The sequence below is a fragment of the Paenibacillus sp. VMFN-D1 genome (assembly GCF_003386155.1).
GTDB classification, from domain to species: domain Bacteria; phylum Bacillota; class Bacilli; order Paenibacillales; family Paenibacillaceae; genus Paenibacillus_AQ; species Paenibacillus_AQ favisporus.
The window spans coordinates 300,837-326,873 of sequence record NZ_QRDU01000002.1 but is presented as its reverse complement, the minus strand read 5'-3'; the positions used below and the strand labels follow the sequence as shown (position 1 = coordinate 326,873).

At 43.8% G+C, this 26,037-nt stretch carries 41 protein-coding genes and 1 pseudogene; all 42 read right to left on the bottom strand.

Annotated elements, in window-relative coordinates:
- Positions 1-3: 3 nt before the first annotated feature.
- On the bottom strand, positions 4-603 hold the full coding sequence (locus C7820_RS16900) for a GNAT family N-acetyltransferase (protein WP_116232047.1): 600 nt from the start codon (positions 601-603) through the stop codon (positions 4-6).
- A 59-nt stretch (positions 604-662) separates the two neighbouring features.
- Positions 663-935 carry a hypothetical protein gene (locus C7820_RS16895; protein ID WP_116232046.1) on the bottom strand — a complete coding sequence of 91 codons (273 nt, stop codon included), beginning with the start codon at positions 933-935 and terminating at the stop codon, positions 663-665.
- Positions 936-952: 17 nt separating this feature from the next.
- Positions 953-1,519: an ATP-binding protein gene (locus tag C7820_RS16890; protein ID WP_116232045.1), complete on the bottom strand. Its 567-nt coding sequence runs from the start codon at positions 1,517-1,519 to the stop codon at positions 953-955.
- Positions 1,516-1,902 (bottom strand): VOC family protein, encoded by a 387-nt coding sequence (locus C7820_RS16885; protein WP_181909092.1) that lies wholly within the window; start codon positions 1,900-1,902, stop codon positions 1,516-1,518. The genes C7820_RS16890 and C7820_RS16885 overlap by 4 nt, the downstream gene beginning before the upstream one ends.
- Before the next feature lie 44 nt (positions 1,903-1,946).
- Complete coding sequence (locus C7820_RS16880; protein ID WP_181909091.1) at positions 1,947-2,402, bottom strand: NUDIX hydrolase; 456 nt, start codon at positions 2,400-2,402, stop codon at positions 1,947-1,949.
- 66 nt (positions 2,403-2,468) lie between these two features.
- Positions 2,469-2,957: a GNAT family N-acetyltransferase gene (locus C7820_RS16875; protein WP_116232042.1), complete on the bottom strand. Its 489-nt coding sequence runs from the start codon at positions 2,955-2,957 to the stop codon at positions 2,469-2,471.
- A 4-nt stretch (positions 2,958-2,961) separates the two neighbouring features.
- Positions 2,962-3,606 (bottom strand): HAD family hydrolase, encoded by a 645-nt coding sequence (locus C7820_RS16870; RefSeq protein WP_116232041.1) that lies wholly within the window; start codon positions 3,604-3,606, stop codon positions 2,962-2,964.
- Between the two features lie 44 nt (positions 3,607-3,650).
- On the bottom strand, positions 3,651-4,142 hold the full coding sequence (locus tag C7820_RS16865) for an NUDIX hydrolase (protein WP_116232040.1): 492 nt from the start codon (positions 4,140-4,142) through the stop codon (positions 3,651-3,653).
- 89 nt (positions 4,143-4,231) lie between these two features.
- Entirely contained in the window at positions 4,232-4,801 is a 570-nt protein-coding gene (locus tag C7820_RS16860) for an HAD-IA family hydrolase (RefSeq protein ID WP_116232039.1), read from the bottom strand.
- 25 nt (positions 4,802-4,826) lie between these two features.
- A complete protein-coding gene (locus tag C7820_RS33485; RefSeq protein ID WP_181909090.1) occupies positions 4,827-4,982 on the bottom strand; it encodes a hypothetical protein in 156 nt (51 codons plus the stop codon).
- A gap of 325 nt (positions 4,983-5,307) precedes the next feature.
- Positions 5,308-5,403: a competence inhibitor ComI gene (gene comI, locus C7820_RS33675; RefSeq protein WP_019419116.1), complete on the bottom strand. Its 96-nt coding sequence runs from the start codon at positions 5,401-5,403 to the stop codon at positions 5,308-5,310.
- A 129-nt stretch (positions 5,404-5,532) separates the two neighbouring features.
- Complete coding sequence (locus C7820_RS16855; RefSeq protein WP_116232038.1) at positions 5,533-6,021, bottom strand: hypothetical protein; 489 nt, start codon at positions 6,019-6,021, stop codon at positions 5,533-5,535.
- A gap of 39 nt (positions 6,022-6,060) precedes the next feature.
- A complete protein-coding gene (locus tag C7820_RS16850) occupies positions 6,061-6,450 on the bottom strand; it encodes a hypothetical protein (RefSeq protein WP_258875287.1) in 390 nt (129 codons plus the stop codon).
- A gap of 102 nt (positions 6,451-6,552) precedes the next feature.
- A complete protein-coding gene (locus C7820_RS16845; RefSeq protein WP_116232037.1) occupies positions 6,553-7,071 on the bottom strand; it encodes a GNAT family N-acetyltransferase in 519 nt (172 codons plus the stop codon).
- A 60-nt stretch (positions 7,072-7,131) separates the two neighbouring features.
- A complete protein-coding gene (locus tag C7820_RS16840; RefSeq protein WP_116232036.1) occupies positions 7,132-7,776 on the bottom strand; it encodes an HAD family hydrolase in 645 nt (214 codons plus the stop codon).
- Positions 7,777-7,797: 21 nt separating this feature from the next.
- A complete protein-coding gene (locus C7820_RS16835) occupies positions 7,798-8,391 on the bottom strand; it encodes a GNAT family N-acetyltransferase (RefSeq protein ID WP_309545761.1) in 594 nt (197 codons plus the stop codon).
- A 13-nt stretch (positions 8,392-8,404) separates the two neighbouring features.
- Positions 8,405-8,836, bottom strand: coding sequence for a GNAT family N-acetyltransferase (locus tag C7820_RS16830; RefSeq protein ID WP_116232035.1), 432 nt, complete (start codon positions 8,834-8,836; stop codon positions 8,405-8,407).
- A gap of 43 nt (positions 8,837-8,879) precedes the next feature.
- Positions 8,880-9,314, bottom strand: a complete 435-nt coding sequence (locus C7820_RS16825; RefSeq protein WP_116232034.1) for a VOC family protein — start codon at positions 9,312-9,314, stop codon at positions 8,880-8,882.
- Positions 9,315-9,411: 97 nt separating this feature from the next.
- Positions 9,412-10,452, bottom strand: a complete 1,041-nt coding sequence (locus tag C7820_RS16820) for an NAD(P)-dependent alcohol dehydrogenase (protein WP_258875286.1) — start codon at positions 10,450-10,452, stop codon at positions 9,412-9,414.
- Positions 10,453-10,527: 75 nt separating this feature from the next.
- A complete protein-coding gene (locus C7820_RS16815; protein WP_116232033.1) occupies positions 10,528-11,052 on the bottom strand; it encodes a DinB family protein in 525 nt (174 codons plus the stop codon).
- A 35-nt stretch (positions 11,053-11,087) separates the two neighbouring features.
- Entirely contained in the window at positions 11,088-11,777 is a 690-nt protein-coding gene (locus tag C7820_RS16810) for a class I SAM-dependent methyltransferase (RefSeq protein ID WP_116232032.1), read from the bottom strand.
- 64 nt (positions 11,778-11,841) lie between these two features.
- The gene (locus C7820_RS16805; protein WP_116232031.1) at positions 11,842-12,390 is read right to left on the bottom strand and encodes an SMI1/KNR4 family protein; all 549 of its coding nucleotides are present in this window, start codon (positions 12,388-12,390) and stop codon (positions 11,842-11,844) included.
- A 491-nt stretch (positions 12,391-12,881) separates the two neighbouring features.
- On the bottom strand, positions 12,882-13,250 hold the full coding sequence (locus C7820_RS16795) for a VOC family protein (RefSeq protein ID WP_181153220.1): 369 nt from the start codon (positions 13,248-13,250) through the stop codon (positions 12,882-12,884).
- Positions 13,251-13,279: 29 nt separating this feature from the next.
- A complete protein-coding gene (locus C7820_RS16790; protein WP_116232028.1) occupies positions 13,280-13,723 on the bottom strand; it encodes a VOC family protein in 444 nt (147 codons plus the stop codon).
- A 28-nt stretch (positions 13,724-13,751) separates the two neighbouring features.
- Positions 13,752-14,072 (bottom strand): hypothetical protein, encoded by a 321-nt coding sequence (locus C7820_RS16785; RefSeq protein WP_181909089.1) that lies wholly within the window; start codon positions 14,070-14,072, stop codon positions 13,752-13,754.
- A 52-nt stretch (positions 14,073-14,124) separates the two neighbouring features.
- Positions 14,125-14,643, bottom strand: coding sequence for a DinB family protein (locus C7820_RS16780; RefSeq protein WP_116232026.1), 519 nt, complete (start codon positions 14,641-14,643; stop codon positions 14,125-14,127).
- The gene (locus C7820_RS16775) at positions 14,628-15,356 is read right to left on the bottom strand and encodes an HAD family hydrolase (RefSeq protein WP_116232025.1); all 729 of its coding nucleotides are present in this window, start codon (positions 15,354-15,356) and stop codon (positions 14,628-14,630) included. Before C7820_RS16775 ends, C7820_RS16780 begins: the two co-directional genes overlap by 16 nt.
- Before the next feature lie 196 nt (positions 15,357-15,552).
- A complete protein-coding gene (locus C7820_RS16770) occupies positions 15,553-15,969 on the bottom strand; it encodes a DUF6886 family protein (RefSeq protein WP_397334200.1) in 417 nt (138 codons plus the stop codon).
- 103 nt (positions 15,970-16,072) lie between these two features.
- The gene (locus C7820_RS16765) at positions 16,073-16,918 is read right to left on the bottom strand and encodes a P-loop NTPase family protein (RefSeq protein WP_116232023.1); all 846 of its coding nucleotides are present in this window, start codon (positions 16,916-16,918) and stop codon (positions 16,073-16,075) included.
- A gap of 64 nt (positions 16,919-16,982) precedes the next feature.
- Positions 16,983-17,561: a 5' nucleotidase, NT5C type gene (locus C7820_RS16760; protein ID WP_116232022.1), complete on the bottom strand. Its 579-nt coding sequence runs from the start codon at positions 17,559-17,561 to the stop codon at positions 16,983-16,985.
- Positions 17,562-17,654: 93 nt separating this feature from the next.
- Positions 17,655-18,431 carry a Cof-type HAD-IIB family hydrolase gene (locus tag C7820_RS16755; RefSeq protein WP_116232021.1) on the bottom strand — a complete coding sequence of 259 codons (777 nt, stop codon included), beginning with the start codon at positions 18,429-18,431 and terminating at the stop codon, positions 17,655-17,657.
- Positions 18,432-18,500: 69 nt separating this feature from the next.
- Positions 18,501-19,051, bottom strand: a pseudogene (locus C7820_RS16750) (GNAT family N-acetyltransferase).
- Complete coding sequence (locus tag C7820_RS16745) at positions 18,994-19,524, bottom strand: GNAT family N-acetyltransferase (RefSeq protein WP_258875285.1); 531 nt, start codon at positions 19,522-19,524, stop codon at positions 18,994-18,996. Before C7820_RS16745 ends, C7820_RS16750 begins: the two are co-directional and overlap by 58 nt.
- Before the next feature lie 41 nt (positions 19,525-19,565).
- Complete coding sequence (locus C7820_RS16740) at positions 19,566-20,054, bottom strand: DUF4830 domain-containing protein (protein ID WP_251673107.1); 489 nt, start codon at positions 20,052-20,054, stop codon at positions 19,566-19,568.
- Positions 20,055-20,127: 73 nt separating this feature from the next.
- Positions 20,128-20,652, bottom strand: a complete 525-nt coding sequence (locus C7820_RS16735; RefSeq protein WP_116232020.1) for a DNA topology modulation protein — start codon at positions 20,650-20,652, stop codon at positions 20,128-20,130.
- A 47-nt stretch (positions 20,653-20,699) separates the two neighbouring features.
- The gene (locus C7820_RS16730) at positions 20,700-21,434 is read right to left on the bottom strand and encodes an N-formylglutamate amidohydrolase (protein ID WP_258875324.1); all 735 of its coding nucleotides are present in this window, start codon (positions 21,432-21,434) and stop codon (positions 20,700-20,702) included.
- A gap of 200 nt (positions 21,435-21,634) precedes the next feature.
- Complete coding sequence (locus C7820_RS16725) at positions 21,635-21,991, bottom strand: hypothetical protein (protein ID WP_116232650.1); 357 nt, start codon at positions 21,989-21,991, stop codon at positions 21,635-21,637.
- Positions 21,992-22,079: 88 nt separating this feature from the next.
- Complete coding sequence (locus C7820_RS16720; RefSeq protein ID WP_116232018.1) at positions 22,080-22,334, bottom strand: hypothetical protein; 255 nt, start codon at positions 22,332-22,334, stop codon at positions 22,080-22,082.
- A gap of 241 nt (positions 22,335-22,575) precedes the next feature.
- Positions 22,576-23,754, bottom strand: coding sequence for an alanyl-tRNA editing protein (locus C7820_RS16715; protein WP_116232017.1), 1,179 nt, complete (start codon positions 23,752-23,754; stop codon positions 22,576-22,578).
- A 160-nt stretch (positions 23,755-23,914) separates the two neighbouring features.
- A complete protein-coding gene (locus C7820_RS16710; RefSeq protein ID WP_116232016.1) occupies positions 23,915-24,454 on the bottom strand; it encodes a GNAT family N-acetyltransferase in 540 nt (179 codons plus the stop codon).
- A 143-nt stretch (positions 24,455-24,597) separates the two neighbouring features.
- Positions 24,598-25,191, bottom strand: coding sequence for a YdeI/OmpD-associated family protein (locus C7820_RS16705; RefSeq protein WP_116232015.1), 594 nt, complete (start codon positions 25,189-25,191; stop codon positions 24,598-24,600).
- A 105-nt stretch (positions 25,192-25,296) separates the two neighbouring features.
- Positions 25,297-25,785, bottom strand: coding sequence for an NUDIX domain-containing protein (locus C7820_RS16700; protein WP_116232014.1), 489 nt, complete (start codon positions 25,783-25,785; stop codon positions 25,297-25,299).
- Between the last annotated feature and the right edge of the window lie 252 nt (positions 25,786-26,037).

Below are 26,037 nucleotides of genomic sequence, written 5' to 3'. Positions count from 1 at the left end.
CTTCTATATTTTTGAACTGCTCAACGCCGTATGGGAGGCAGCATATTCTTCTTTCAGCAAGCCGTAGATCTCCAAATCGACAACGCCTTTACCCGACCAGACGGTTGCCTGCCTTAACGTGCCTTCCAGCATAAATCCGTTCTTCTGCAGCACGCGCTTGGAAGCATCGTTCGCCGGCATCACTTCGGCCTGCAGCCGATTGACCCCCACCTGTTCGAATAAATAGCCGGTCAGCAGCTGCACCGCTTTCGTGGCGATGCCCTGCCCCCAATAATCTTCATTTAAAAAGTAGCCGATGGACATCATATTCACTTTGGAGTTGATATCATACACTTCGGCAATACCGGCCAGTTTTCGGGAGGAGTCCGGGATCAAGATGCCCCACTTCACTCTCGATTTTTTGTTATAGTCGCGTTCGAAATGCCCGATCATCTTTTTCACCGTATCTTTATTGTGCTTGGGGATGATTCCGCAGTAGTCAAACACGCGGTCGTTGGAATAAATTTCGTATAGGCCATCTAGATGGGCCGGTTCGATTTTACCCAGCTCAATGCTGTCGTTGTGTAAGGTAGGAAAGGTGTCGAATAGCGTGTCTGTATTCAAATTCGTGGGCCTCCTTGTGGGGGTTAACTAAAGTTGAAATGATAATCGTGGACTTGTTCCTATTTGCTCCTAAATGCCCGAAAGGCAAACTTTCCTATGATAAACAACATCACGCCGGCTCCAAAAAATCCGATGACCTCTAAGATCCCTTGCGCGCTGAGGGTTATCCCGAATTCGACCTGCTTCTCCAACAACTCGGCGGATTTATCTGATTTTAAAAGACTAGGAACGTAGTGCAGTGTCTTGTAGTAACCCCAGCCCGCCTGAACTCCAAAGTAGAGCAGCAGTGAGGCCGCCGAAAAAATGATAGATTGCAGTAGGGTCTTTCTCATCGGAACGTCGCCCCTTTTCAGTCGAAGTTAGGTGCTGCCAGTTCAGCAACCTGGCGAATCACGTCACCGGCATCATCACTGTTCCGGATCACAAAGAAATGGTCCGCTTCCTCCGCCGTAGGCTCTATGACGCCGCTGTCCGGAGACTCCGCCTGCTGCCGATCTAAAATTGCTTTAAAGGAAGAAGCTTTGCTGAAGATAGAAGTGCTGCGCTGGCTGTGGGCTACCCTTTCTTGAAGAACCGCATCCGGAAGGTCAAAATAAACGACAACCGTCGTAAACCCGTGGTTCCGGTAATAATCGATCAGTTTGAGGCGGGCATGGCGATGGCGGTTAGAGTTGCACAGGATGAGATGATAGGAGGTCTGGTTTACCGCATAATCCACAATGGTTTGAGTCACGGCGTATTTGATCCGATTAGGTCTTTGTTTTGGCAGCAAAGCCCGGTAGTGGGTATTGATAAAGTCCGCATGGTTGTCCTGATCAATGATCAGGGAGTTCGGCAGCTGTCCTTCCAAGGCTTGGGCAAACGTCGATTTACCGCTGTGGGTTACCCCGACGGTTAGAACGACGAGCCTGCTCATGACGGCTGCTCCTTCGGCTGGTAGGCGCCCAGCTCATTTCCGAACGGATCGACGAATTTGATGACCCAACCGAATCCGTGATCTTCGTACTGCCTGATATGTACTTCGTTGTCCTGCAGGGTCTCGTGCAGGCGTTCGATCTGCCGGGTGATAAACATGAATGACGGCATCGGAAATTCATCTTCCGCCAGCCAAAATGTCCGCTCATTTTTTGTGCTGCGGTGCAGCATGAGAACCGGACCGGAGTTGAATTTTAACCAAGCCGCGTGATCGTACACCGTCATCACTTCAAGACCCAGCACTTTGTTATACCACTCAACCGCTTGCGGAATATCCTGCACCGGCAATTGTACGTGATCGACGTTCTCTACGAGATGTTTCAAAACATTTCCTCCCTTCATTATTCACGGATCAACCATGTTTTGGCTTAGTAATATTTCAATAATTCCTTGTCGATCTCATCAATATAACCGATGTCTTCTTGACCATCCCAGAATACAATTCTGCTCGCTTCATTATTGATGACGAAAGGCCTCTCCTGATCAATATCCGCGCAAAATAATCCACCGTATTCGATCCTGCCGTCCTTTAATCGGAACTTCATCATTCCTCTAAATGCAACACGATTCGAGGTTTGACTGGTCTCCTCAGCCATCTCGCGTATAGCGCATTCCCGAAGGGATTCGCCAGGCTCCAACATTCCCCCGGGTAACTCCCAGTGATTTTTCCATGTATTATGGAGCAGCAAAAATCCGTCCTTATTCCTGGCAACGACCAAGGCGTGAGTTATCGGAAAATCCAGGTTCATTTGGGCTGCTTCCTCTTCGGACACGGGCAGAAATTCGTCAAACACATCCCCATTCTGATTGATACAAATTGGCATCCTAATCCTCCCTTTCATGAGATATAACTGAAACTCAACGGAAACCATGCTCATTAGCGCATGAGTCTATCCCTTTTTCACAATAAAATTTTGATACCTTCTGCCCTTCTCCATCCTTACGCTGACCTTGCCCTCAACAGCTACTTTGTTTATGACATTATCCCAAAACGCCTGAGCTGGAATATTGTTGCTAAGTTGGCTTAGCTCCCATTCCCCCGAAACACTTTTCAAAAAGTCCACAGCAGCCCCAGTACCGGCTCCCAGCCTCCTAAATTTGCGAAGAATAAAGAAATGGCACAATCGGCTGTACTTTCTGGGCTGTTCTATTTCTTTCGTTAAAATAAACCCGCCTATTTCACCGTCCACTTTAATCAGATAGGGATGATGCCCACTGGCAGGGTCCCAGTAAGCATCAAGTTCAGGTGGTTTTGGATAACACCCGTCTTCGCCAATAGCGGTATTAGTGAATTCGGTAAAATCATATACATAGAACTGTAGTAAGTTTGCTAATAATTCTTTTTGCGACTCGCCTGCTCTTGTAACCAGAACCTCCATCCGCTTAAAAAATCTCCCCAAGCTTGATCTCATCATAAGAATGAACCGTGATATCCGCTTGGTCCAGGTTCTGGTTCCCCGAGTTCGGGTTCAGATATCCAATACACATCATGCCAGCCTTCTTGGCGGCGATTACCCCGTTTCTTGAATCTTCAAGGACGACGCAATTCGGCGGATCGACTCCGAGCTGCTTTGCTGTCTCGAGGTAAATGTCAGGTGCGGGTTTTCCTTTTGGAACCTCTTCACCGCTGACCACGGTCTTGAAAAAATGGCTCAGCCCGAATTTTCCAAGAACACCTTCAATAAAAATCCTCGGAGAAGACGAAGCGACCGCCATCGGAATATTCCGCTCCTTAAGTTGAGCAATCAGCTCCCGAATGCCTTCTATAGGCTCTATTTCGAGATTATTGAGAATATTCATTTTCAAATTCAGTTGATACTCGATCATTTCCTGAATCGTATGCACCAAATTGTGCTCCTGCCTGAAAATGCCCAACATCTCGGGATTCGTCATCCCGACAAACCGCTCCAGCTCCTGCTCCGTTGTTTTCACACCAAAGTAATCCAATGTCTTAATATCCACGTCAAAATGAATCGGTTCGCTGTCAATAATGACGCCATCCATATCGAAAATAAATGCGCCGCTCATGAAGTTCCTCCCTTTCGCCTAACCTGCAGTTATATTGCTTTACTTTACTGTAACAACCCAAACTTATGCTTCAAATAATACATGATCCCAGCCCGGTCCACATCGGAAAACTGTCTTGGTTCCTCTTTCATCATCCTCTGGATTTCATCGACCGGCCTCCAAGCGGCATCCGACGTTTCATCGCCATTTCGAAGCAAGGTCCCTTCCGCTCTGCATAAAAAGTACATGCCAATGGAATCTACCGGACCTTTGATGGTCTGGTATACACAATAGGGTTCGACGCACTCCACCTCAAACCCTGGGTTGATCCCGGCCGTATCGATCCTTTTCTCGCTGCCTTCGACTTCGACGATGGTGAGCCCCGTTTCCTCACGGACTTCGCGTTTTAATCCATCCAGGATCGGTTCAAAGAGCTCTAATCTGCCTCCAGGCAATTCCAATGATTCTTCACCCGGCTTGGTGCGGGTCTGAAGAATGATCTCCGTTTGGTTGCGGTGAACGCGTTCAATGATGGCTCTCGCATTAACGAAAAACATAACGCCCTCCTCCTATTCACTCGATTTACCCACTAAAAGCAGATCACATCCGCATCCTTTAATAGGAATATTGACCGGTGCCTGAGTCGTTATTTCTTTAAGGGTATAACGTTGAAAAAGTCTCTGTAGTTGGTTAGGTAAAAATCGGCGCCTGGGGTTTCGTTTTGAAACAAGCAGGTTTTAATTCCTAAAGCCTTACCAGGCAATATATCGATCTCCCGATCGCCGATAATGAAATCGATTCGGTTTCTATGGTGCAAATGTAGATATGACGCCGGATCCGGCTTTCTGGGAAAGCCGTCATCCCCGGCCACGATATCCACAAAATAGGACTCCCAGTGATAATGTTGCAGTATTTGGATGACTTCTCTCCGAGGTTTGTGAGTCATTATTACATTCTTTTCTGCCGTCCGTAGAATGTTCTCTAAATCGGGGAAGGGTGGAGTTTGTTCCGGTTGCAGGCTCTCTTCTCTTCTAAAAATTTCTTCGATTTGAAGCTCTGTTAGATTGAAGTACTTAACTGCGTGAGTAAACGAGATTTTCAGGTGCTGCAGGATTTCTTCTGTGGGTCTTTGCTGTTCCAACACCTCATAAAAAATGTCCGTATAGGCTGGGTATGTATTAAACAAGGTACCATCGAAGTCCCATAATATGTTCAAATACTTCCTCCTCCCTTCACTAGAATCAGAGATCCTCTCCTAACTCATTCACTTCTCTGCTCCCGCCACCAAAATACCATTGATGCCTCTCTATGAATTCTAAAAATTCGTCTATAAAAATATCGTTATCCTCATCATCTCGAATTTCGACGATTCCCTCAATTTTGATGAATTTGGCCATTACAAGCCTCCATTAATTAAATTTTTCAGTATACTCGTTGATCCGTCTCGCTACTTCAAAATGATTCGGACCGTTTCCTTTAATGTCTTTACGGATCTTTATAATTGCTCGCGTTCCTTACAATCCTTCAAATGCGCACCTACAAAAAGATCAGATCCTAAATTGCATCATCTTTGATACATATTTTTTTTGTGTTATTATATATGTAATAAAGACCAAGTGCTGGTAACACTTGGTCCATACAATTGGCTTGGATGGAGTTCCCCTTCTTAGTCAGTATAAAGGAAAAAAACCCACCTTTTGCTTCCAACCTTTGGGTGGGTTTTTACTTTTTCTTGTTGTTATTATTGATGTATGTTAAAAGAGCAAGAATGAACGTCCCAAATAGGAACATGATCGTTAATGCGTCTTTTACTTCCATGGCTTCACCTCCTTTCGAAGGGAAACCATGCCCACCCAAGATTCAATTGTAATTATATTTTACCTTTTATCACATATACGCACGAGTGTTCCCGTCACTTTATTGAGGAATCCTGACCCTTAAAAAATCTTATGAAGATTCCCCAAACAGCTGCTCCTTGAGCCTCTCTCTTACATCCACATCCGCCTGCTCTAACATCTGCTTCAGCCGCACAGCATGCCAAGAAATATACCAAGGATCCATCCTGGAGCCCTTGTCAAAAAAATCTGGAGGATAATCAGATGACTCTAAATCCCTCTCCTCTACCGGCCCAAAATACTCAAATACATACGGAAAGCCCTCTTTTTCTATTAAATCGTCAACGACTTGTTCAATTCGCTCCCGGTTAATGGTGTCAACGATAATAACTGGTGTAGATGCACACCAATAGGCTCCATTGAGGCATGCTCCGCTCGTTAAATAATCTTTTCTCATGGATTCGATGCATGGGATCGTATAGAAATTCGATATCCAACGTGTTGCATCGGGAAAAGTAACCACTACATCCACATGAGCCTGTTCCGGATCGTTAATCCAGTTCTCTGCGTCAATCCGGATATGTCTTTTCTTCACAATCATCCTGCCCTCCTCCAATTCCTATGACTCGGTTGTTTCTCACTACCCCACCGCAACAATCACACTCGTTACGAGCAATAACAAAGAGACGGGCAACCAGATCCTTCTCTCCCATTTGCTTCGAGTAATCAGGTTCAGCACGGTTGAAATCGTTGAAAAAGCAACCACAAACCAGATCGCTTTGTTGGCAAACCCATCCCACGACGGAACGAATAAGCCCGACCTGCTCAGCATGATCGCCGCGATGGCGAGAAGAACGATAGCCTGGACAATCGCCCCCACTCGCATACCCGGCGGATATTTCCCCGGAAACTTTCCTCCCATCGCATAACTTCCCCATGGCATTCCTAGTGCCAAAGCCAGTTGAAAAAGCACCACGATTAAAGTCAAAATAGTGAATACCATCGCCGATATGGATACCAACACGGTCATCCCACTCCCTCTCAACTGAAGTCTACTGGGTGAAAATCCGCTTCTTCCTCTGACGGCGTAAGCCATGTCATCGAAAGTATTCTTTTCCGGTCTGTGCTGCCCTTAGACCTCGAACCAAAAACGGTTCAAGACATTTCCGTCATCCTCAATAAAGTCTTGGTCTTGAATCCCGCCATTGTTGAGGATCGTCTTCTTAGAGCCTATATTATAGGCATCGCAGACCACCAACACTTTATGTATTCCAAGCTTCTTGGCTTCTTGAAGTGCTAAGGAGAGCAATTCGGTGGCGTAGCCTTTTTGCCTTTCCGAAGGACGGATCCCATATCCGATATGTCCGCTGCTTTCCAATAATTTTTCATTAAGCTCATGTCGTATATTTACGGCTCCAACGATCCGATTCGTCTCCGTCACCAGCCACAACGTGGAGTTCCTTACATATCCATCCGGCAGGTCCTTGCCTTGTTCATTGTCCTCTAAAAACCGGATCATCCCTGCAAAATCCGCAGGATCCTTCGAAACTACCCAAGGCACAATCGGTTCGTTGCTTTCCTTCCAGTCCAGATAAAAAGAGAGGTACTCCTCCTGCAGTTCTGCCGTAGGTTTGATTAATCGTACATTCATCTCGGTTGCTCTCCTCAATCACAATTGTTTTATCGTCTGACCGTCCGCGACACTCCATTCCTAATAGACTATTCCCAGAATGTCCTCAATCTTCTTGATGTAATATGTGCAATTTTCACGGAGCAGTTCTCCGTCGCTTCCATATCCATACTCGGCTCCAATAGAGTCAATCCCGTTGTTTTTGGCCCCGATCATATCGTGCTTTCGGTCGCCGATCATAACCACTTCGCTTTTAACAAGGTTTCTGTTCTGGAGGATGTATGTAATGATTTCGGTTTTGTCGGACAGCGTCCCATCCAGATGACTGCCAACGACCCATTCAAAGTAATGGTCTACTTCAAAATATTTCAGGATCTCATCCGCAAACACTTTCGGTTTAGAGGTGGCGACATACAGCGTAAATCCGTCGTCCTGCAGCTGCTTCAGCACGTTTTGCATCTCGGGATACAGCTCATTTTCAAACATTCCGCGCTCCCTAAAATACTCCCTATAATATTCAACGCCTTGCAGCGCCTGGTCCTCTGAAAAAGAATATATTTCCATAAACGAATTTTTCAACGGGGGACCAATAAACGGCTCCAGCTTATCTAAGTCATCCTCTTGGATCCCGAATTTGTTCAGTGCATATTGTACCGACTTGGTAATCCCTATCTTAGGGTCCGTAATCGTGCCGTCCAGATCAAATAAAAGATGTTTGTATCTCATGAGTTAATGTCGACCTGCTTTCTAATTGCTGGTTTGGGATGATGGGTTCTGTATCCAGTACTTGCAAATCCCTTTATTAATCCCCTCAAGAGTTCCGCTGTTACTTTCAATGACCTTCCTGGACTTTATATTTACTTCGTCACAGGTGAGTAGCAATTTTTCAATTCCAAAATCCTTTGCCTTCTTTACGAGCTCCGATAAGAAAAGCTTTCCGTAGCCCTTGCCACGTTCACTTGGCCGTACGATATAACCGATATGTCCGCCATATTCCGCCAAGCGTTCATTCAATCGATGTCTCAATTTTCCATAGGCAACGGGACGATCATTGATGCACATCCAATAAATCGTCTGTGGAACATAGCCCTCAGGCAAGTTAATCCCCGCTGAAATTTCAACCAACCTAGGTAAACTGGCTTTAAACTGATCGAAATCATATTCCGGAAAATTGGTGGTAAACCCGTTCTCGCCTAGTCCAATTTCATGGATCATTTCAAAAATATCCCTGTCATCGTTCTCTGATAAAGCTTTCAGTTCAATCTTCAAAGTTTTCACCCGCCCACCAATCATTACTTGTATAAAAAACAAGCCCTTACGTTGCCCTGAGCTTGTTTTCATTCCAATCATGTTCCTAAACTTGATGATCTGTTAAGTCTTTTATGAAATAGTAATGCTTACTTCCTAGAGGTGCATTCTCGATCACAGCCATTTCTTTATATCCGTACTTCTTATAGAACTCGGGAGCCTGAAAGCTGAAGGTGTTCAATTTAATGAAAGTACACTGCTTTGAGCGCGCAATTTCTTCCGCCTCCTCCAGTAACCTTTTCCCCTGTCCGCTTCCACGATGCTCATCATCCACCCATAAAATATCAATTTCCATCCAATTCCAGCATATCACACTGTTTAAGCCGGCTATGATGTGTTCCTCTTCATCCTTTACGCAAAGGTTCACTTCTTCATAAACACCATTGGGAACTTGCTTGGAGTTAAATTCAATCAATTTATTTCTTACGTAATTCGCTTCATCGGCTGTTCCTCTTCGTATTTTGGAGATTTCGGGCATCGTATCCTCCTATTGGGTTGGTATCGTCTTACTCCTTCTCTTCTTAAGAATGACCCGCTTTCATTCGCTCCATGATCGGATGGCCTTCTTTCAATTGAAGCAAGTCCCACAGGTTCCCATACAGGTCTTTAAAGACGGCGACCATTCCATAGGACTGCTCTTTCGGCTCCCTCACAAATTCGATCCCTTTGGCGGTCATATCGTTGTAATCTCTCCAGAAATCATCTGTATTCAGAAATAAAAACACCCTTCCGCCGGACTGATTGCCAATGAATCGTTCCTGTTCGGGTTTCGATGCCCTTGCGAGCAGAATGGTCGTACCTGCCGAACCCGGAGGAGCAACGACGACCCAGCGCTTATCCTGTTCTGGCTGATACGTATCCTCGACTAATGTAAAATGAAGCTTCTTGGTATAAAAATCGATAGCCTCATCGTAATCCTTAACAACCAGCGCGATGTGCACGATGGATTGAATCATATCCTCTTCTCCTCCGATATCTTGTAACGTCCCATGAAACATTGAATTCATTTTATATGGATTCCTATAATTTACAAGGTTTTTCATTAAAACATCCTTATTTCTCCGGAACGCCTCTGTCTATTCGAACGACCACCTTGCCTATCGCTCGACCTTGGCCGAAATACTCAAAAGCCTTGGCCGCGTCTCCCAACGTATAAACCCGATCAATAACAGGCTTGACTTGACCCGTTTCCACCAAAGACCTCCAGATCAACTGGTCCTCATGGTTCGGCTTATGGATCAGTAATCCCAAGTTCTTTTTTTGAAGCTTGGCCGTCCATGGTGCAGTCAATAATGTCTGAAAAATACGCGGAAAGGGACCACCCACCATGACATAGGTGCCGCCCTGTTGGAGTGCGCGCTGGATCGCAAATACTGATCGGTTTCCGACCACATCGAGAATCAGATCATACCGCTTATCACCTGCAGTAAAATCTTCATTCATATAATCTACAACATGATCCGCCCCCACGGAAAGCAGCGTTTCCAGCTTCTCGGCCCGATCTACGCCGGTTACCACTGCCCCATGCAGCTTGGCGTATTGAATCCCGAACGTGCCTACACCGCCGCCGGCTCCGTTGATGAGAACGTGACAGCCTTTCGATAGCTTTCCTTTATCGCGTAGTCCTTGCAAGGCCAGAACCGCTGCTTGAGGGATGGCTGCTGCCTGCTCGAAACTTACCCCTTCCGGCTTCGGCGTCAGTGCTTTTTCGTCAGCGCAGACGTACTCTGCAAACCCTCCCCAGCCGCAGCCGGAAATATCCCCGAACACTTCGTCGCCGGGCCGAAACCGCTTGGCGGCCGCCCCCACAGCAATAACCCTTCCTGCAATGTCTGCACCTAAAATGCGGTAACGGGGTCTCCGCATCCCACCAATCCGGTTCACAAACGGTTTTCCGCGCAGGAGATCCCAGTCCCAGGAATTTACGGATGCGGCGTGGACCGCGATCAACACTTCATGTTCCTTGGGCTTAGGGATTTCCACCTCTTCGATCCGAAGAACATCCGGCTGTCCGTAAGTTTCATAGACAAGCGCCCTCATCATACCAGTTCCTAAACTTGCTTGATGCTCTTTCGTCTCGATCCCGGTCTTCATGGCCGACACCATCCTATCTTCAAATTAGGGTTAAACGCTAAGGCGAGCTAGTCAGCTCTTCGAAAGCAGAAGAGATCAGCTCTTTTTTAAAATACCTAAATATGCACTCCACGGCCCAACATCAGCCCGGTATCTCTCCGCCATCACCCGAACCATTTGCGCCATATGCGTAAAATCATGAACAACCCATGCAGAGAGGAGCTCCCTTAACTTCACGACGCCGAATTCCGGATGAAGACCGGTCTTTTCCAGATCATGAGGATTGACGACTGCCCTCAGTTTGGATATGTTCGCCATTCTGATGGTATGGAACTCTGATAATGCATCTTCAACGGTTCTCTCAGACGTGTCTTTCAAATGGGCATAGCGGTCGAATACGGGAAACGGATTGTTTTCCCCTTCCGCAAGAATGGATTCCATCCGCGGGATCCAGTTATGCTTCTCCGCTTCTACGAGGTGCTCAACGACTTCAAGCGGGTTCCAGGTTCCTTCCCCTTCATTGCTATGCAGCCATCCCTCAGATAGACCGGATAAGAAACGCTCCAAGGTTTGCGGCGTGCGCTCCAATATTTCGAGGGCTTCATTCAAATGGAAGTTCATATCAACACTCCTTTTGGCTATGTAAAAGCTCATCTTCAAAAATGCTTCCACCAGATCCCCGCACATTCCGGAACCGTTGCCCACTGATTCTGAAGGATCCGATCCACAAGTTCTTGTCCGAAGAAAAACTCCGTATGATGAATGGCTTCTTCGATACTCCCAAAGTCATAATCGGTTCTGATCCATTGATGGTCAAATCCATATTTGTTTTGAAGTAATGCATAATACGGCTGCAAAAATTCAGGGGGATGCGGCGTCTCATATCCCGTTCCCATCGTTTCAAAAATAATGACCGTTCCCTTCGGCCTTAACACCCGCTGCAGCTCGGCCATGATTTGTTCCAGATTCTGTTCCCAGTGATTATCTGACGCATCGGCCAGGTAACAAATACTCCACCCCGAGACAACCAGGTCAATGCTCTGATCGGGTATGGGCAGCTGCCTATGGTCCGACACCACGGTTTTCCAATTCAGCGGACCGTTCATCCCCTGCAGCTTGCTCTCCAAGATGTCCAGCATCGGACGGGAGATATCCGTGCAGATCAGAGACTTCGCCTCAGGCGCAATCACCATCGATAATCGCCCCGCCCCTGCGCCTAAATCCAGCACGTCCAAATTTTTGAAAACTCTGATTGTATTGATGATGTCATATAAATCAGGCTGACGGCTGACCATGGCGTCATACATGTTGGATTGATTCGTATAGATAGGATCTTGGGTTGACATAGGAAAAGGCTCCTCAAAAGTAGTATTTTTGTGCAAATGACAGTTCTTGAATATCAATGACAATTCATCTCGTACTGTAGTAGTTTTCTGCCGTGTAGATCGAATAGTTCCAAAACTTCGTACCTTGACTAATGACAAACCGGTCGAACCATAATTCAAAATTCATATGTAATGGCCTGCCCTCAGAGAATTGACTAATATGTCCTTTTACGAAGAGGTAATTCTTTTGTCCACGATTGAATAAATTCAGGTCAATAAAGATGTTATCTTGATAAAAATAACCGATCTTTAAATATCCCTCGCTTGGTTCCTCATATGTGAATTGCAATATTTCCTCGAGACTGTACAAATAATTCTCCCCGCCATAATTGGGGTCATCGAATAATCTACATCCATTAGCAATCTTTAAAAATGCCACATAATCATCAGGTAATTGATAACCTATACGATCCAAAAAAGCCGCCAGCTCGGCATCGGATACGGGTTCATTGAAAGTGCACGTTCCTTCAGTAATAAAACCTTCCTCGAGCTGAAGGATAAGAACGTTATTGTTAGACTCTAACCTTTTCTTAAGTGAAGAAATCGTTCTCGCAATTATCGTAGACTCTTCCATCTCATCTCCTCCTACTGCAGCCTTCATTCGAGTCGATTAACTGTACGATCTGATCCGCTGACAAAAAATACTTCTTTTCACTCTGATCTTTGAACATCTTAGTCACTTCAGTTGCTAAATCATCATTTCCCATCTCTAAAATACGCTAGTATTTGAAAAGATTGATGCATCGCTTTCGAATTGATCTTTTCAAAATAAATGGGCTTTAATAAAGGGTCGAAGTACATCAAAACCATGGTTAATCCAATGATGAAGACGGAACTTCCCCAAGCAAGTTGAGCCCTTCGTATCCAAAAAATATTACCGGAAATCCACACCAAAGCGAGGAACAAGAAGCTTCCAATGATGAGATAGACAGGCACATAACCCTCCATACACCAATAAAAAAGGCTGTACCAGTACATCCACACGAGCAGCATCAGCATATTATATGGAACTAGCGCTAATCTCTTTATCATTTTTGCAATCACCCTTAATCTTTCAGGCAAAGGTTATGCCTTCGGATAGTCACTCCATAATTCGATGATGTTCCCATCCGGATCATAAAATCCAAAAGACTTCCCCTGGTAATTCGATATCCGTCTGACTTCAATCCCATGATCCATCAGCCACTGCCTGGCTTGATCAATATCGGGAACGACAAAACCATACGCAGCTTGCGGACCATTTGAATACGTCATCTGTGAGTTTACCGCTTCTTCACTTACGATCAGCATGATCCGAATTCCCGTGGTCGACCTCATTTCCACGTACAGAGGGTCTTCAAATGCAGTTTCAAAATGCAGATATTTGGCATACCATTCTACGGAGCGTTCCAGATTCGTCACAGGGATATAAATGTATCCACTCAACAATTCCATTAAACAACGCCCTCCTCTCTTGAAATGGGTTAACCTCTTACAAAATCCTCTTTCAATTCGTCCTGTGGATCCCATATGGACCAAGCGGCCTCCAGCAGATTCCCCTCTTGATCTCTAAAGTAAAAATATTTAGCTTCTCCAGCTCCGAGAGTCTGCAAATCTTCGACCATCACCCCTTTGTCTTTCAGGAGTTGATGGGTGTAATCAATGTCCGGACAGTTTATCGCCATGATCGGAAAAGGCTTGCCGTTCCTCATAATTTCCAGCGGCTGCTTGTCTTCGGTTTCAATAAGCAGCAAAGCAATCGAATGTTGATGAGGATGGTGCAGCACGGCAATATAAGACCCGCGGTCCTGAAACTTATTCATTAACTTGAAATCCAAGTTTTCCGTGTACCATGCAATAGATTCATCAATACGGGTTGTCGGAACATATACGTAACCAATACGGGAGAAAGCAAAGGTTGGACTCATTGGATACACTCCTTCGTTTGGATGGTTTTTAGTCTCCATTTGGGTTTGAAGAATAATCAAAAAAGTGATTAAAAATCCCGAAGGCTTTTATTTCAAAATCCATATTTCCTTCAGAATACTTATCCCTCACCTGTATATAAATCCCCGCGTGCATAATATATCTCGAATTCCACTTAACCTCGGCCTCTTGTCTCTTGCACCCCATGTCCGGTCCGGTATTCACGCATACTATGCCGTGTTCCGTGGAAAGCCATTTCGTGTAATCTTCCTCATTTGGACAGGTCATCACTAAAATTAGCAATACAGCGCCAACCAGGCCAAGGGCCCACTTCATAACATTATTCATCATACCTCCTTAGACTCTTAAAACATTTCTCTCCACCAGCTGCTTTACCTTGAATTCACTTTTCTTTATACCACTTTCGAAGCAGATTAATATGCGCCTGATGATAGCGGTTATGGTCCGCCATATGCCATATCCCCCAGCGTATCGTTGCCTGCTTCTCATTTTCATGTCCAAAAGAGACGGTTTTCTCAAGATCTGCATCGGTTAGCTGCGTACACGCCTCTTTCAGCATGCCTAATACATCGTCATATTCAGTCATAAGTGTATTTAAAGATACTCCTTGGACCATCGGAAGCCTGCCATGCCCATCGATCATGGGGCCGTACTGCTTTTGAAGCGACTGTGGAAGTGGGAGCTCCTTTATTCTATAAACCCAGTTCAGATCAACGTACATGAGGTGTCTGATTAACTGAGCTGTGCTGTTAAAGTTGTTATCGGGCCCCTTGTAATCCACCTCTTCTTGCGGCATACCGTTTGTGATGGATTGTAGTCGTTGGATGTTCTCTTTTACCGCAGAATATAAGATACCCACCATTGGAGCCATGTTGGCCCCACCTTTTAAATCGTAGAGCATCCTGGCTCCTCCTTGACGATACTGCCTTCTTCGAGCCCGTTGATGACATCCCTTACTTCCCACAGGTCCCTACAGATAAAGTCTGGCTCATTACCTTCTGGTTTCTTCTTATTTAGGCGATTTAACCATACGGTCCTAATGCCCACATTGCTGGCTCCACCAACATCGCTTGTAAAAGAATCTCCAATATGTATAACTTCATCTGCGGATAGGTTATGTCTCTTTAATGCTTCTAGAAACATTTCAGGCCTTGGCTTATAGGATTTCACGTCTTCACTTGTAACGATGTCATTTACCTCGATGCCATGATATTGGGTAGCAGCTAATACATCAGATGAATCAATGTTGGATAAGATCAAGATGGGGTAACTTTTAAATTCATTCAGAAAAGGAAGGGTATCTTCGTATATAGCAGGCTGTCTCCAGTGGTCAAATTGACTTTGGATGATCGAATGCGCATCGCATTTCGCCTTGTATTTTGTAATCGTGTTGGTTAATGAAAGAAGCCCAAGTTCTCGTTGGGACCGAAAAGTTTCTCCATAACTGTTTTGAAACATTGTAGAAAACTCTTTCCACCAATACCTTCCGATATCGCTGATTTCACAACTTTCACTAGCATTCTCTTTAATTTCTTGACAGATGTTTGGAATAATATCGTCGTCCTCATGAACCAACGTTCCATAAAAATCAAGAAAGATTGCCTTTACTTTCATTACCTCAGTCCCTTCGCATAATCGCTCTATTCTTTAAACGATTTCTTCCTCTTCCGCTCTTCTTTATGAAATAACCCAGCCATAGAACACTCTTATTCTAGGCTGGGTCGTTTGTTGTCTGAAGCTTTTTCCATGATTATACATGTATATGACCAATAGGATAAAGCCCCCTGGCGACTGAAATCTCTTCAACCTATTATTCTTGTCTTGCATTTCTCATACGGATCATGGAAAAGTTGACGGTGGACTTCAATATTTGTTCTCGCAGAGGCTGTAACGATGGAGTGATCCTTAGCTCTATACCCTCATTCAGAATCGCAGTTATCAAATCGTCAATTCTCTCTACTTCCATCGGTATAACCGGACGTCTTGATACATAGTATCCCGCATTCTCTTCTTCCAACTCGAAATCAGCCGCATCAAAAGTGTAACGATAGATAGAACCCTTTTTTACCCGTTCATACCACCCGGTCTCAATGGCTATCATCCGGCTAGTTTTCGACATCCCAAAAAAACGTTCATTATCCATCTCACTTGTATCATCCTTTGGACAAATGCAGACTCTGAGGCATGCTCTTGGAAAATAATAATGCGGCGCATGGTACTCATCGATCGTCCAGACTTACGCATCGGCTTGATCGTATATGGTCCGAGGTTCAAAGACTTGGATGCCGGGTTCTTCACTAAAATGAAACAGCTTCATATGAATTCCCCCTTCAATGCGCTACTTCCAAGAATCCCCTTACCTCCTGTAACACAGGTTCCCAATTAAATTCCGTATTATTTATCGTTAATTTATCGATTTTCAAATGATCCATGATGTCTAATTCATATTCCTTTCGTTCCTTCAGTACTTCACAAAGGCCATCCACACCGTGATATCCCTTTGCCTTACCGAATCCCTGCTCTGTGAAATACCACGTAATATGGCGCAGCCAATCATCCGATCGTTCCTGAGTGACTCTGCTGATGGTTGACCTTATATTGTCTTGATAAAAGTAAATGATTTTAGGATGTAAAGGTTGAATAATCGTTTCTATTCTCTTTATAAAATCAGTAATCACTTGTTGTGACTGATTGAACCGCCCGAACATCATAGTCAGCGGATTCTGCAAAAAGCAGCATTCTAATATGACGGTTCCTTCCGCTTTTTGAGCATCGCTAACGAACTCTTCCCATCTTTCAATAACGAGCTCTTGATATCGATCCAACGATCCATTGTATACATCTAATCCGGCTAACTCATCGATGAGGCTTTTATATTGGTCGATCGGTATTTGTTGCTGTAACTTGCCGTAGTAAATTAACCGGTATTGCCTTACCGTCTGAGTGAATTGATTTATTATATCGCCCAATTCAGGGTACTTATTTTTCAACACTTCATACTCATTAAAGTCCAAACAAGCTACGGACTCATAATCCGCCGGATGATTTAGATCCCCTTCCAGGTACAAGTGATTGTCCTTATCGTGAGCATCAAGCAGCCCCTTAATATATCGAGCTGTAGAGGTTTTACCCGATCCGGGTATACCTTCCACTAGAATTAATTTTGTTTGGGTCAAGATGATGTCTCCTTTTTAACTCTTGTCTTTTTTGCGAATTTAGGAGCAGACTGGAGCAGGTCAATTACGATGGTTTCGATTTTGCGTGGGAATTCTTTTGTAAATAATCAATATGCGCCTTGACCTCACTCCAATCCACAGCACGATAAACAAATTCATGCTTAATAAATCGGTTATACGGCTGCTCGTATAAAATAACAGGCATACCCCTTTGTGCAAACTCTTCTGCATAATGAGGCCCATCATCGATCATCACTTCGACTTGGAGCTTCAAGCACTCCTTAAGTTTATCCTCGATAAATACAATATTGTTGTATTGAACGCTATGGTATTCGAGCCATTTAACGGTAACATCCCGAAACTGTGTTGGTCTTGCGGTAACGATTGAAATGGTATGGTGTTTAAAAAGCGAGGCCAGCGTTTGTATAGCTTGAGGATACGGGGATGAATTCCAGTGAATATCATGTCCATGTTTATGATAGATCACATCGCTCTCCGTCTTGTCCCAGCCGTACATTTTATATAGATAAAAATCATTAACATCTTCATGGGTTAAGGTTAATCCAGATGCTTTATTGTAATATTGCAAATGGGCAGTAGTTGCATCAAGGAGGGTATTATCCAAGTCCACACCGATATGCATAACGTTCACCCTTTCATTTTTCAAGTGAAGACTTAGATTTCATTATTTCCGTCTTCAATGTTGTTCTTAGATCCTTTTCCATCCCATGTAAAATCAAATAATGCCAAATTTCGATAGAGCGTAATATATTCCACCTTCACTTGCCTTTTTCGTAACGAAATTTGCTTTCATTTTCAACTTATCCACACTGTTTCCCATCGCAATTCCCATACCTACGTATTCTATCATCTCAATGTCATTTCCACCGTCTCCAAATGCGATGGCATTAGCCTTATCGATTTTATAATAATCCAGCACTTTTTTGATAGCAGTTAATTTAGAAACTTCTGTTTGTTCGAGAACATTCAGGACATAATTATGAAAACGTTCAAAGCGTAGGCTAGGGAAGTAATCTATAAACTTTTGAGCTTCATTCTCATCCGCATACAAACAAATACAATATATCTCTTCTAACAATAAGGCTATTTTCTCGGGATATTGTGTCAGACCTAATGTTTCTTTTAACGCCTTCTTTACACGATCATCTTCTGCCCCAAGTCCGTTCATCGAAATCACATCAGTGAAATAGGATACGCTGTGTCCGTTTATTTGAGCAAATTCCGATAAATCACGAACGCTTTCTGCTGAAAGGCTTGACTTGTGAATAACGTTATTCCCGGATTTAATAAGAGCTCCATTTGCTGAGATAATAGTATCAATCCCGAGCTCTATAAGCTCTTCGCATAGATTATGTGGTCTTCCTGTTGCGATTGCCACCTTAATCCCTTTATCATGCAATTTATTTATCGACTCTCTCGTACTGTTCAGCAAAGTCCTGTCAATTTCACTTAATAGAGTTCCGTCGACATCACAAAATACAATTTCATACATATTTATCTCCTTGTGTTAGAACATTTACCAACTGTAGTCATATAGCCTGCTCTCGCAAGAGCTTACTGGTCATGGCTGATTTAGCTCCCCGTATTCTCTTTTCAAAATACTCATATAAATGGTATCCGAGTAACGTCCATGGATAAAAACCTTTTCCCGTAATCTTCCTTCTTCCTTAAATCCACATTTCAAATAACATTGATAAGCCCGTTCATTGAAGTCATGTACTTCTAGCTGCAATCGATTCAAATTTAATCTGTTAAAAACAAACTCCTGCATCAACTTTATAGCCTCCGTGCCATATCCCTTGCCGAGATGCTCTTTTATTCCAATGACAATGCCAAGCTCAGCAGATCTATTTTTCCAATCTAATCGAAACAAATCAATTTGCCCGATATACTCCTCGGTATTTTTGTCTGCTATAATAAATCCTTTTTGTTCCGTTTTGCCCTCAAGTATTGAATTTAAGTACTGCTCTGTCCCATTTAAGGTATGTGGAAATAGAAAATATCCGATAGGTTATCGACGATCTCTGGGTCATTACACCACTTTCTCATAAAAATTAAATCTTCTTTTCTGTACTCTCGCAGAACAATCCGGCTGCCAATAAGTTGCGGCATGGCGACACATCCTTCAGATTTTTTGTCATCCCTTCTTCAAGACAAATACTTCCGATACCCCTCGACCTTTCTTTAAATCCTAATTTCTCATAAAAGGCATGGGCTTCCTTTCTCTGTCCACCAGACACCAAAATAACATAATTACAGTCTCTCTCCCGCGCTATGGCTTCAATGTTCATCATGAGCTGCTTTCCTATGCCGAGCCTGCGAAAACGATCTGAAACCACAACGTTCTCAATCACCATGAAGGGTCTGCACTCTCCGACAAGATCCTGGCAGACAATTCCCATAACGGACCCTGCCAGTACTCCATCCTTAAAAGCCCCCAGGACATGGTAGTTACCGCTGGCTTGCATGACTTCATATACCTCTACTATTTTTTCGTAATTGGTAGGCTGATGATCCATGAGCTCCTCGTACAGACGGCATAGGTCATTCAGATCGCCTTTGGTGACTTCTCTTATAGTAATCATTGAACAGTTTCTCCTTGCTTTCAAAAGTAAAAGGCCACTACTCATTTACTGTCCGGTTCTATAATACGTCCTATCACAAATTGCTTGTTGGAATCATTGGCATTGAACATCGGTGTGGTTTGGCCAGGGTGAACTTCGATCACTCCGTCCGGTTGCAGCACCTCATGATTAAATTCTAGATAACCTCCGATGACCTTTCCTTCGGATTCTAAAATATAGGCTACAATCTGATTATATAGGTCCGTTTTTTCCTTAAGGATATAACCCGTCTCTATAACCTCCTTGTTAAAAAACGGTGCCAAATCAATGTTCCCTTCCGTTCGGATGGTATCGACATGATCCTTATAACTCTGCAAAGTTTTTGCTTCATATTTTGTTTCCGATGCAAAGCGTTCCGCCTGCCAGCCAAATTTTTGCAAATAGTCTGTGTGCATTGGCTTATAAAACGGCATATATTCTTTCTTTTCTTCTTTACACCCTGTAAGTACGAGGACGATCAGTATCAGTAAAATAACGATTTTGGATCGCAATGAATGACCTGCCTCCTTACATTTGGTTTCCACATATATATTGATGATATCGCATATATAACACAAAATTCACCTAAATTTTCCCATCATTCTTCACCTGATCCAAAAACTCCTGTACCTCTTTCCTCGACTTTAATATGACGACTTGTTTTCGACCCTTTACCTGTTCGAGCGCTTCCATGACCTTGTTTCGGCTTCTTTTTTTATAGTTCCAGACCCAAATAAAAAAAGCCCAATCCAGTTTTTCGGGGCATTCCTCGTTCAGATCGGGTCGTGTTTTTCCATGATATCGGATTCGTCTTTTCATGATCCTATAAATGCATAAGAGTCTGGGCATATCTAAAAATATGACGGCATCCGCTTCATTCAAACGAATACCTAAGGTTCTGGTGTAATTTCCATCGATAATCCATTGATCCTCGCTTACAGCATCCTTCACAAATTCATCCCATTCGTCATTTACGGTTGGAGTCCAGTTTGGTTTCCAATAAAATCGGTCCAGATGAACAACAGGCAATGATAGAATCTCGCCTAATCTTCGAGATAAGGTAGATTTACCGGAGCCGGCTGAGCCGATGATCGCGATTCGATTCGTCAAGGGTTATCCTCCTTTCTATTGAAGAACATCCTAGGATGTCAGCATCTTCATAGAGATTCCAACTCAGCTTTTATCCTTATAAATGCCCTATGTAACCTCCCTTTTGTTGCTATAAACAAATCATTGTTTTTATCGATGACTTCTTCCTTACCAAAGACACGATCCTCAATATACGTAGTATACCGGATTTCAATTTGTACAGCTTCTGTATGTGAAAGCGATCCATAATGAGATACGATATAACCACCTGTAAGTCCCTCGGCATCTACTTCAACCTTGAACCCTTCTTCTCGAAACGCTTTAACTAGAACACTTAGGAATTCTTCTGAACACGTCTGGCCTCCTCTGGTTCCAAGAACAATATCCGCTGAAGACTGGATGTAGAAGCTATGCAAGTCAAACAAATATACCTTTCGATGATTTGATGTAATCTGCCCTATCTCTTCCGCAAGACAGTGATGATATGGCAGGTACATCGTTTCAATTCGATTTTTGATTATTGCCTCATCTGGTGATGTATCATAAATTTGTTCTCCAAAAGTAGTCTTATGATAAATTAACGAGTTTCTGTAATTGTCTTTATTATCTCTGAATGACATATCCCGGTTTACGTCGATAACATACCGACTATAGTTCGCAGATATAACTGTGAAATCAATACTGTCTAAGAAATCGTATAATTCGCGAACATACCAATCATTGTTAGACAAAATAATTTCAGGAACTAATCTAGACTTCATTTCATCAGTTAATAATGAGGAGCCGTGTGGAATACTTGCAATAAACGGGGATTTTGATGTACTTCTTTGGATATGGAAAGGGTCTATTTTCTTTCACCTCCAATGATTAAAGTACTTTACTGACTTCCCATAAGTTCCTGTATTTAAGAACCCAATAGATGACGTACAAACATTTTGCAATCACAATAATAGGTGATCCTTTCATATACACGCAGCTTGTGCTCTGCGTTTTTCTCACGTTTTCAATCGAAGAGCTTCCCCCTCCGGATCAGATCCATCCATTCTTCTAACGTATCCCTAATCACGAATCTGTTCCTTGATTCCTTACTCCGTATCACTTCCCAATCTTCATTGACCAAAACTAAATGATAGGAACCGTCGGCGTCTGAATCAGGGTACCATCCAAGGTCAAGGATGAGTTTATTCTTCTCCGGTATGATCCAGCTTCCTTTTCGAAGCTCCATTTTATGTATTTGCAATATATCCTCAGTGAAATATCCCCAATTCTCTAAATACTGATCTTCTTTAGATTTCACGGGTTCAATGTCTTCAAATTTGTTATAGCAAACGGCAAATCCTGCCGGTACCTTCATTCTCATTAACGACAAATTAGTTTATCCTCCATTAAAAGATTGGTATCTATAAACCTGCTCGTTCTTCATTTCATGAAATATGTCTATTAAGAGGCTATCCATTACTATTACGTCTCAGCCCCATTAATGGATCCCGTCGTATATGAATCACAAAATCTTGTTTTGAAGTATGATACACGACATTCCCAGGCCTCGCTTGAAAAAACTCTTTATTAGCATCTTCTTCCGGTATCGTCCGAATCGGTGCAACCTCGTCTACTATCTTTTTGTTGCCTTCCTCATGATAATCAAGTATGGAAACCAGAACAAATTGGTCAGGGAATAGTTCCCTTACTTCTTGCCATTTCATTCGTTCTACCTCCTATAAAATCGTCCTTATTACCCTTGCTACCCTGATTTTATCACACACAAAACCAAGTATTCCCAAGTTATTTCGACTTGACATACAGTTTTTTAAGTGTTATCACCCTTTAAAAAAATCCGTGTCGGGTACACCCCACTGGACAAATGTCCTGGATCTTCTAAGCGATCAGAATAAAGACCCACCTTTGGCGCTAACCTTGGGGTGGGTCTTTGCTTTATCTTATTGTTTAAATCGAAGTAGCCAATAACTCCCCCGCAAAATGGTAAAATGCCATCGCATCCTCCCCGTTGGCAAAACCGGCCTGCGCCATTTTTTCGCTGCCTCCGCCTTTACCGCGATAATCGGCCAGATGCTGCTTAAATAGCGCGCCGCAGGCGAGTTCGCTATCCCCTCCCCGGGCGAGAAGCACCTTTTGGTCCGCCCCCGATACGAAAAGCACGATCACATCCGTTTGTTCGGTAAGTTTGGCCGCCAGGTTCTGCATATCTTTCAGCGGCTTGTCCGCAAAAGCATGCTTGATTAGGCTGCCCTGACGGTCAGCTAGCAGCTTCTCAGCCAGGTAAGCGTCATTCTCAGCTTTTACCGCGGTTAATTCAGCCTGGAGCTGCTTCTGCTCCTGATCCCATTTTGTAATCCGGTCCATAATTTCTTCCTTGGCGGTATTGAACCGGGTCGACAAGCTGCCGAGAATCTCCATGCCAGCATTAAATTCTCTAAGCGCACGATAGCCGCATTTAAAATAAACACGCGTATGCCCCTTCTGCTTCTCGGCTCTCAGCAGTTTGATCATCCCGATCTCTCCCGTTGCGGAGACATGCGTGCCACCGCAGGCGTTATACTCGATGCCTTCAATCTCGACGATCCGAATATTATCGGTTACCTTCGGCTGCTTCACCAGAGGCAGGGCCGCTGCCTGCTCCTGACTCACAAAATAACTCGTTACTTTTCGATTCAAGTAAACCTGATCATTCACTTCCAGATCCAGCATCATCAGCTCGTGCGGAGGCAGATCGGAACGTGCGATATCAATGGTGGCGTAATCCTCACCTAAGTGGAAGCTGAGCGTCTCCGCTTTACACACCTCCAGACACATCGCCGACAGCAAGTGCTGGCCGCTGTGATGCTGCATATGGTCGAACCTTCTGTCCCAATCCAATCGGCAGCGAACGTCTTCTTTTTCAGGGAAATGCTCGACCTTATGAAGGATTTCTCCTTCCTCAAGGATGACATCCAGCACCGGGATCGCATTGATCCATCCCAGATCACAGGGCTGCCCACCGCCGTGCGGATAAAAGGCTGTCTCCTCCAGGATCACATAAGTTCCGTCTTCCCTCTCCATTTTGCGCGTGATACGCGTCTCCCATTCCCGGGTATATGCAGATTCGTAATATAGCTTTTTCGTCATGTTTGTATCCTCACTGTCCTGTCATGGTTAAATTCACTTTAAATCCAGCTTACTATAAAACGGTCCCCCTGCGCCAAATCCTTCTGAAAAAGAAAAAACCGCCTGCAGCATCCCAACAGTACGGTCTTCATGATATGTTAGAACATTTTTGCACGATCGGTTATGTCGCAACCCCATGCTGTATGCCTCCGCTGCTTTCCAAAAAGTCAGACCGCTCCACACCATACAAATCATAGCGCTGCTGCGAATGGTTAATCGATTGATAGACCTGCTCGTACCGCTCATTGGCTAATTTGACGTATGGCAGCTTTTCCACGGCTCTCTTCGACCGGATGTTCTGGGTGCGGATCTTCAAAAAGATCGTCTCAATATCCTGTCTAAGAAACAATTCAGCCAAAAATGCTTCCTTTGCGCGTTGGTTATACCCTTTTCCAAAATAAGGGGCCCCAATCCAAGTCGCCAGGAAGCCTGTTCGATGATGGATATGATATAGATCGATGGTGCCGATGGGGTGGCCGATGTCGTCAAGAATCGTTCTGGAGATGCACGTCCCCTGCTCTTCCTCAACGATCAACTGCTTGGTGACGAATAAGTATTCCTCATACGTTTGGCATGGATAACGGACATAGGGAAAAACGGCCGGATCCGTCATCAGGTTATACAGTGCATGGCATTCGTGCAACTCACGTTGTTTTAACATGTCATCGCCACCCTAGTCCTTGTAATTAGCTATACTCAGATTTAAGTATATAAAAGGACTTGGAGGATTGGATGAATGCTGCATTTTCCAGATGTAAAATCCGTCTTAAAAGCTGAATTTGGCTATGCCCCGCGCAGCGGATTTTACCGATCGTTCAATCCCTTGCCATCGAGGATTTGCTGTGTATATTTTTTGACCCGGGACTCCCGGGTTTTGGATTGCTTGGGCGCCGAAAAATAATACACGTACGCTCTTTGCCGCCCCGGCGTCAGTGCTTCAAAAGCAGCTTTCAAGGCAGGGTTTTCATCTAGTTTATTTTGAAACTCTTCGGGAATATCGAGGTGTGTTTCTTTGATGATATCCTCTTTTACACCGGATTGTTCGACTTCAATGGCTTCCGCAATATAAGCTCTCAAGATGGGTTCCAGCTGGACGATTTCTTGGGTATCATTAAACCGGATCTGGCGCCCTACTTTCGTATTCTCACCGGTTTTAACCAGAATGCCATGGGGATCCTGTAGCATGTAACCTTTGAAAAACAGAAGCGCCAAGTAGGCTTTAAATCCCTGGATGATCACGATGTTTCGTCCCTGTGACGTGTAACAAGGTTTGCCCCACTTCAATTCCTCGGTAAGCCCGCAGTCAAGCAGGATCTCTCTCAATTTCTCTGTTTCTTCAAGCCACATTGTGGCTCTGCCTACATATGCATCTACTTTGGGATTCATTTTATTTTCCATGTTTATGCTAGTTCCTTTTCTCGCAGCGGTTTTGGTATATATCCATATTTGTTTACAGAAAGCTGGTGTCTGATACGGGGGGAGAAAGTCTACCATAAATGAATCTTACAATGGGTTGGGTAGATAGTAATGATAAGTTCTATAATTGTTATTTGTCCTGATTGTATTCCCAGCATATAAACCATTCTTGGTTTCCCACGCTGTTGTAATGATGCTCTTACTCAACTCAATAATCTCATTTGAGCTTTTCACATCTTCAATGTGCCAATATTTCATGTCAGCTATTTCTGCTTCATCTTTTATCATGGATCCTGAGACAAGTTTCATTTCAAAAACAATGTACAAACTCGCTTGGATTTCACCATTTCGTTCTTGTGTACCGGAGCGGAGACATACGACTCGACCTGATTGGGTTACTAAACCCGTTTCTTCTTTAAACTCTCTTTCAGCAGCTTCTTCAATAGATTCGCCTGGTTCTGCAAAACCACCTGGTAGCATCCACATTCCTCGATTAGCACCATAATCAACCTTTACCAGCAGAACGGAATGATTGTTAAATAAAATACCACCCGCTGAAATAGAGAAATGATTCATATACACCCTCCTGAAGGATCATTTGACTGTGAATTTACCATATAGAGGAAGATGTATACCAATACATAAAACAAATGAAGATGATCGTTCTGTCCTATAAGTATATTCAATTTGCTTGATTTCTCATATAGCGTTCCCAAGAGATAGACGCGATGCGTTTTTCAGGGTTGTCTTTTATGAGATCCTCTCAAAAACGGTCCCCCCATCGTTTCGATTAGCACACCAATCCTTTTCAGTTATTAAACAATCGAA

What these genes read in the sequence shown, in the direction of transcription:
- C7820_RS16790 (WP_116232028.1), bottom strand. Translation starts at nt 13,723, where the DNA reads ATGAGTCCAACCTTTGCTTTCTCCCGTATTGGTTACGTATATGTTCCG.
- C7820_RS16850 (WP_258875287.1), bottom strand. Translation starts at nt 6,450, where the DNA reads ATGACCGTGTTGGTATCCATATCGGCGATGGTATTCACTATTTTGACT.
- C7820_RS16760 (WP_116232022.1), bottom strand. Translation starts at nt 17,561, where the DNA reads ATGCATATCGGTGTGGACTTGGATAATACCCTCCTTGATGCAACTACT.
- C7820_RS16715 (WP_116232017.1), bottom strand. Translation starts at nt 23,754, where the DNA reads ATGACGAAAAAGCTATATTACGAATCTGCATATACCCGGGAATGGGAG.
- C7820_RS16780 (WP_116232026.1), bottom strand. Translation starts at nt 14,643, where the DNA reads ATGCTCTACGATTTAAAAGGTGGGGCCAACATGGCTCCAATGGTGGGT.
- C7820_RS16875 (WP_116232042.1), bottom strand. Translation starts at nt 2,957, where the DNA reads ATGGAGGTTCTGGTTACAAGAGCAGGCGAGTCGCAAAAAGAATTATTA.
- C7820_RS16785 (WP_181909089.1), bottom strand. Translation starts at nt 14,072, where the DNA reads ATGATGAATAATGTTATGAAGTGGGCCCTTGGCCTGGTTGGCGCTGTA.
- C7820_RS16870 (WP_116232041.1), bottom strand. Translation starts at nt 3,606, where the DNA reads ATGAGCGGCGCATTTATTTTCGATATGGATGGCGTCATTATTGACAGC.
- C7820_RS16815 (WP_116232033.1), bottom strand. Translation starts at nt 11,052, where the DNA reads ATGAACTTCCATTTGAATGAAGCCCTCGAAATATTGGAGCGCACGCCG.
- C7820_RS16890 (WP_116232045.1), bottom strand. Translation starts at nt 1,519, where the DNA reads ATGAGCAGGCTCGTCGTTCTAACCGTCGGGGTAACCCACAGCGGTAAA.
- C7820_RS16895 (WP_116232046.1), bottom strand. Translation starts at nt 935, where the DNA reads ATGAGAAAGACCCTACTGCAATCTATCATTTTTTCGGCGGCCTCACTG.
- C7820_RS16725 (WP_116232650.1), bottom strand. Translation starts at nt 21,991, where the DNA reads ATGAGAATGAAGGTACCGGCAGGATTTGCCGTTTGCTATAACAAATTT.
- C7820_RS16845 (WP_116232037.1), bottom strand. Translation starts at nt 7,071, where the DNA reads ATGAATGTACGATTAATCAAACCTACGGCAGAACTGCAGGAGGAGTAC.
- C7820_RS16855 (WP_116232038.1), bottom strand. Translation starts at nt 6,021, where the DNA reads ATGATTGTGAAGAAAAGACATATCCGGATTGACGCAGAGAACTGGATT.
- C7820_RS16865 (WP_116232040.1), bottom strand. Translation starts at nt 4,142, where the DNA reads ATGTTTTTCGTTAATGCGAGAGCCATCATTGAACGCGTTCACCGCAAC.
- C7820_RS16705 (WP_116232015.1), bottom strand. Translation starts at nt 25,191, where the DNA reads ATGGAAAATAAAATGAATCCCAAAGTAGATGCATATGTAGGCAGAGCC.
- C7820_RS33485 (WP_181909090.1), bottom strand. Translation starts at nt 4,982, where the DNA reads ATGGCCAAATTCATCAAAATTGAGGGAATCGTCGAAATTCGAGATGAT.
- C7820_RS16720 (WP_116232018.1), bottom strand. Translation starts at nt 22,334, where the DNA reads ATGAAATGGCAAGAAGTAAGGGAACTATTCCCTGACCAATTTGTTCTG.
- C7820_RS16835 (WP_309545761.1), bottom strand. Translation starts at nt 8,391, where the DNA reads ATGAAAACAAGCTCAGGGCAACGTAAGGGCTTGTTTTTTATACAAGTA.
- C7820_RS16745 (WP_258875285.1), bottom strand. Translation starts at nt 19,524, where the DNA reads ATGATTACTATAAGAGAAGTCACCAAAGGCGATCTGAATGACCTATGC.
- C7820_RS16820 (WP_258875286.1), bottom strand. Translation starts at nt 10,452, where the DNA reads ATGAAGACCGGGATCGAGACGAAAGAGCATCAAGCAAGTTTAGGAACT.
- C7820_RS16775 (WP_116232025.1), bottom strand. Translation starts at nt 15,356, where the DNA reads ATGAAAGTAAAGGCAATCTTTCTTGATTTTTATGGAACGTTGGTTCAT.
- C7820_RS16830 (WP_116232035.1), bottom strand. Translation starts at nt 8,836, where the DNA reads ATGCCCGAAATCTCCAAAATACGAAGAGGAACAGCCGATGAAGCGAAT.
- C7820_RS16805 (WP_116232031.1), bottom strand. Translation starts at nt 12,390, where the DNA reads ATGGAAGAGTCTACGATAATTGCGAGAACGATTTCTTCACTTAAGAAA.
- C7820_RS16710 (WP_116232016.1), bottom strand. Translation starts at nt 24,454, where the DNA reads ATGTTAAAACAACGTGAGTTGCACGAATGCCATGCACTGTATAACCTG.
- C7820_RS16755 (WP_116232021.1), bottom strand. Translation starts at nt 18,431, where the DNA reads ATGTATGAAATTGTATTTTGTGATGTCGACGGAACTCTATTAAGTGAA.
- comI (WP_019419116.1), bottom strand. Translation starts at nt 5,403, where the DNA reads ATGGAAGTAAAAGACGCATTAACGATCATGTTCCTATTTGGGACGTTC.
- C7820_RS16825 (WP_116232034.1), bottom strand. Translation starts at nt 9,314, where the DNA reads ATGATTCAATCCATCGTGCACATCGCGCTGGTTGTTAAGGATTACGAT.
- C7820_RS16795 (WP_181153220.1), bottom strand. Translation starts at nt 13,250, where the DNA reads ATGGAATTGTTGAGTGGATACATTTATATCCCTGTGACGAATCTGGAA.
- C7820_RS16700 (WP_116232014.1), bottom strand. Translation starts at nt 25,785, where the DNA reads ATGAATCATTTCTCTATTTCAGCGGGTGGTATTTTATTTAACAATCAT.
- C7820_RS16810 (WP_116232032.1), bottom strand. Translation starts at nt 11,777, where the DNA reads ATGTCAACCCAAGATCCTATCTATACGAATCAATCCAACATGTATGAC.
- C7820_RS16840 (WP_116232036.1), bottom strand. Translation starts at nt 7,776, where the DNA reads ATGAGATACAAACATCTTTTATTTGATCTGGACGGCACGATTACGGAC.
- C7820_RS16880 (WP_181909091.1), bottom strand. Translation starts at nt 2,402, where the DNA reads ATGCCAATTTGTATCAATCAGAATGGGGATGTGTTTGACGAATTTCTG.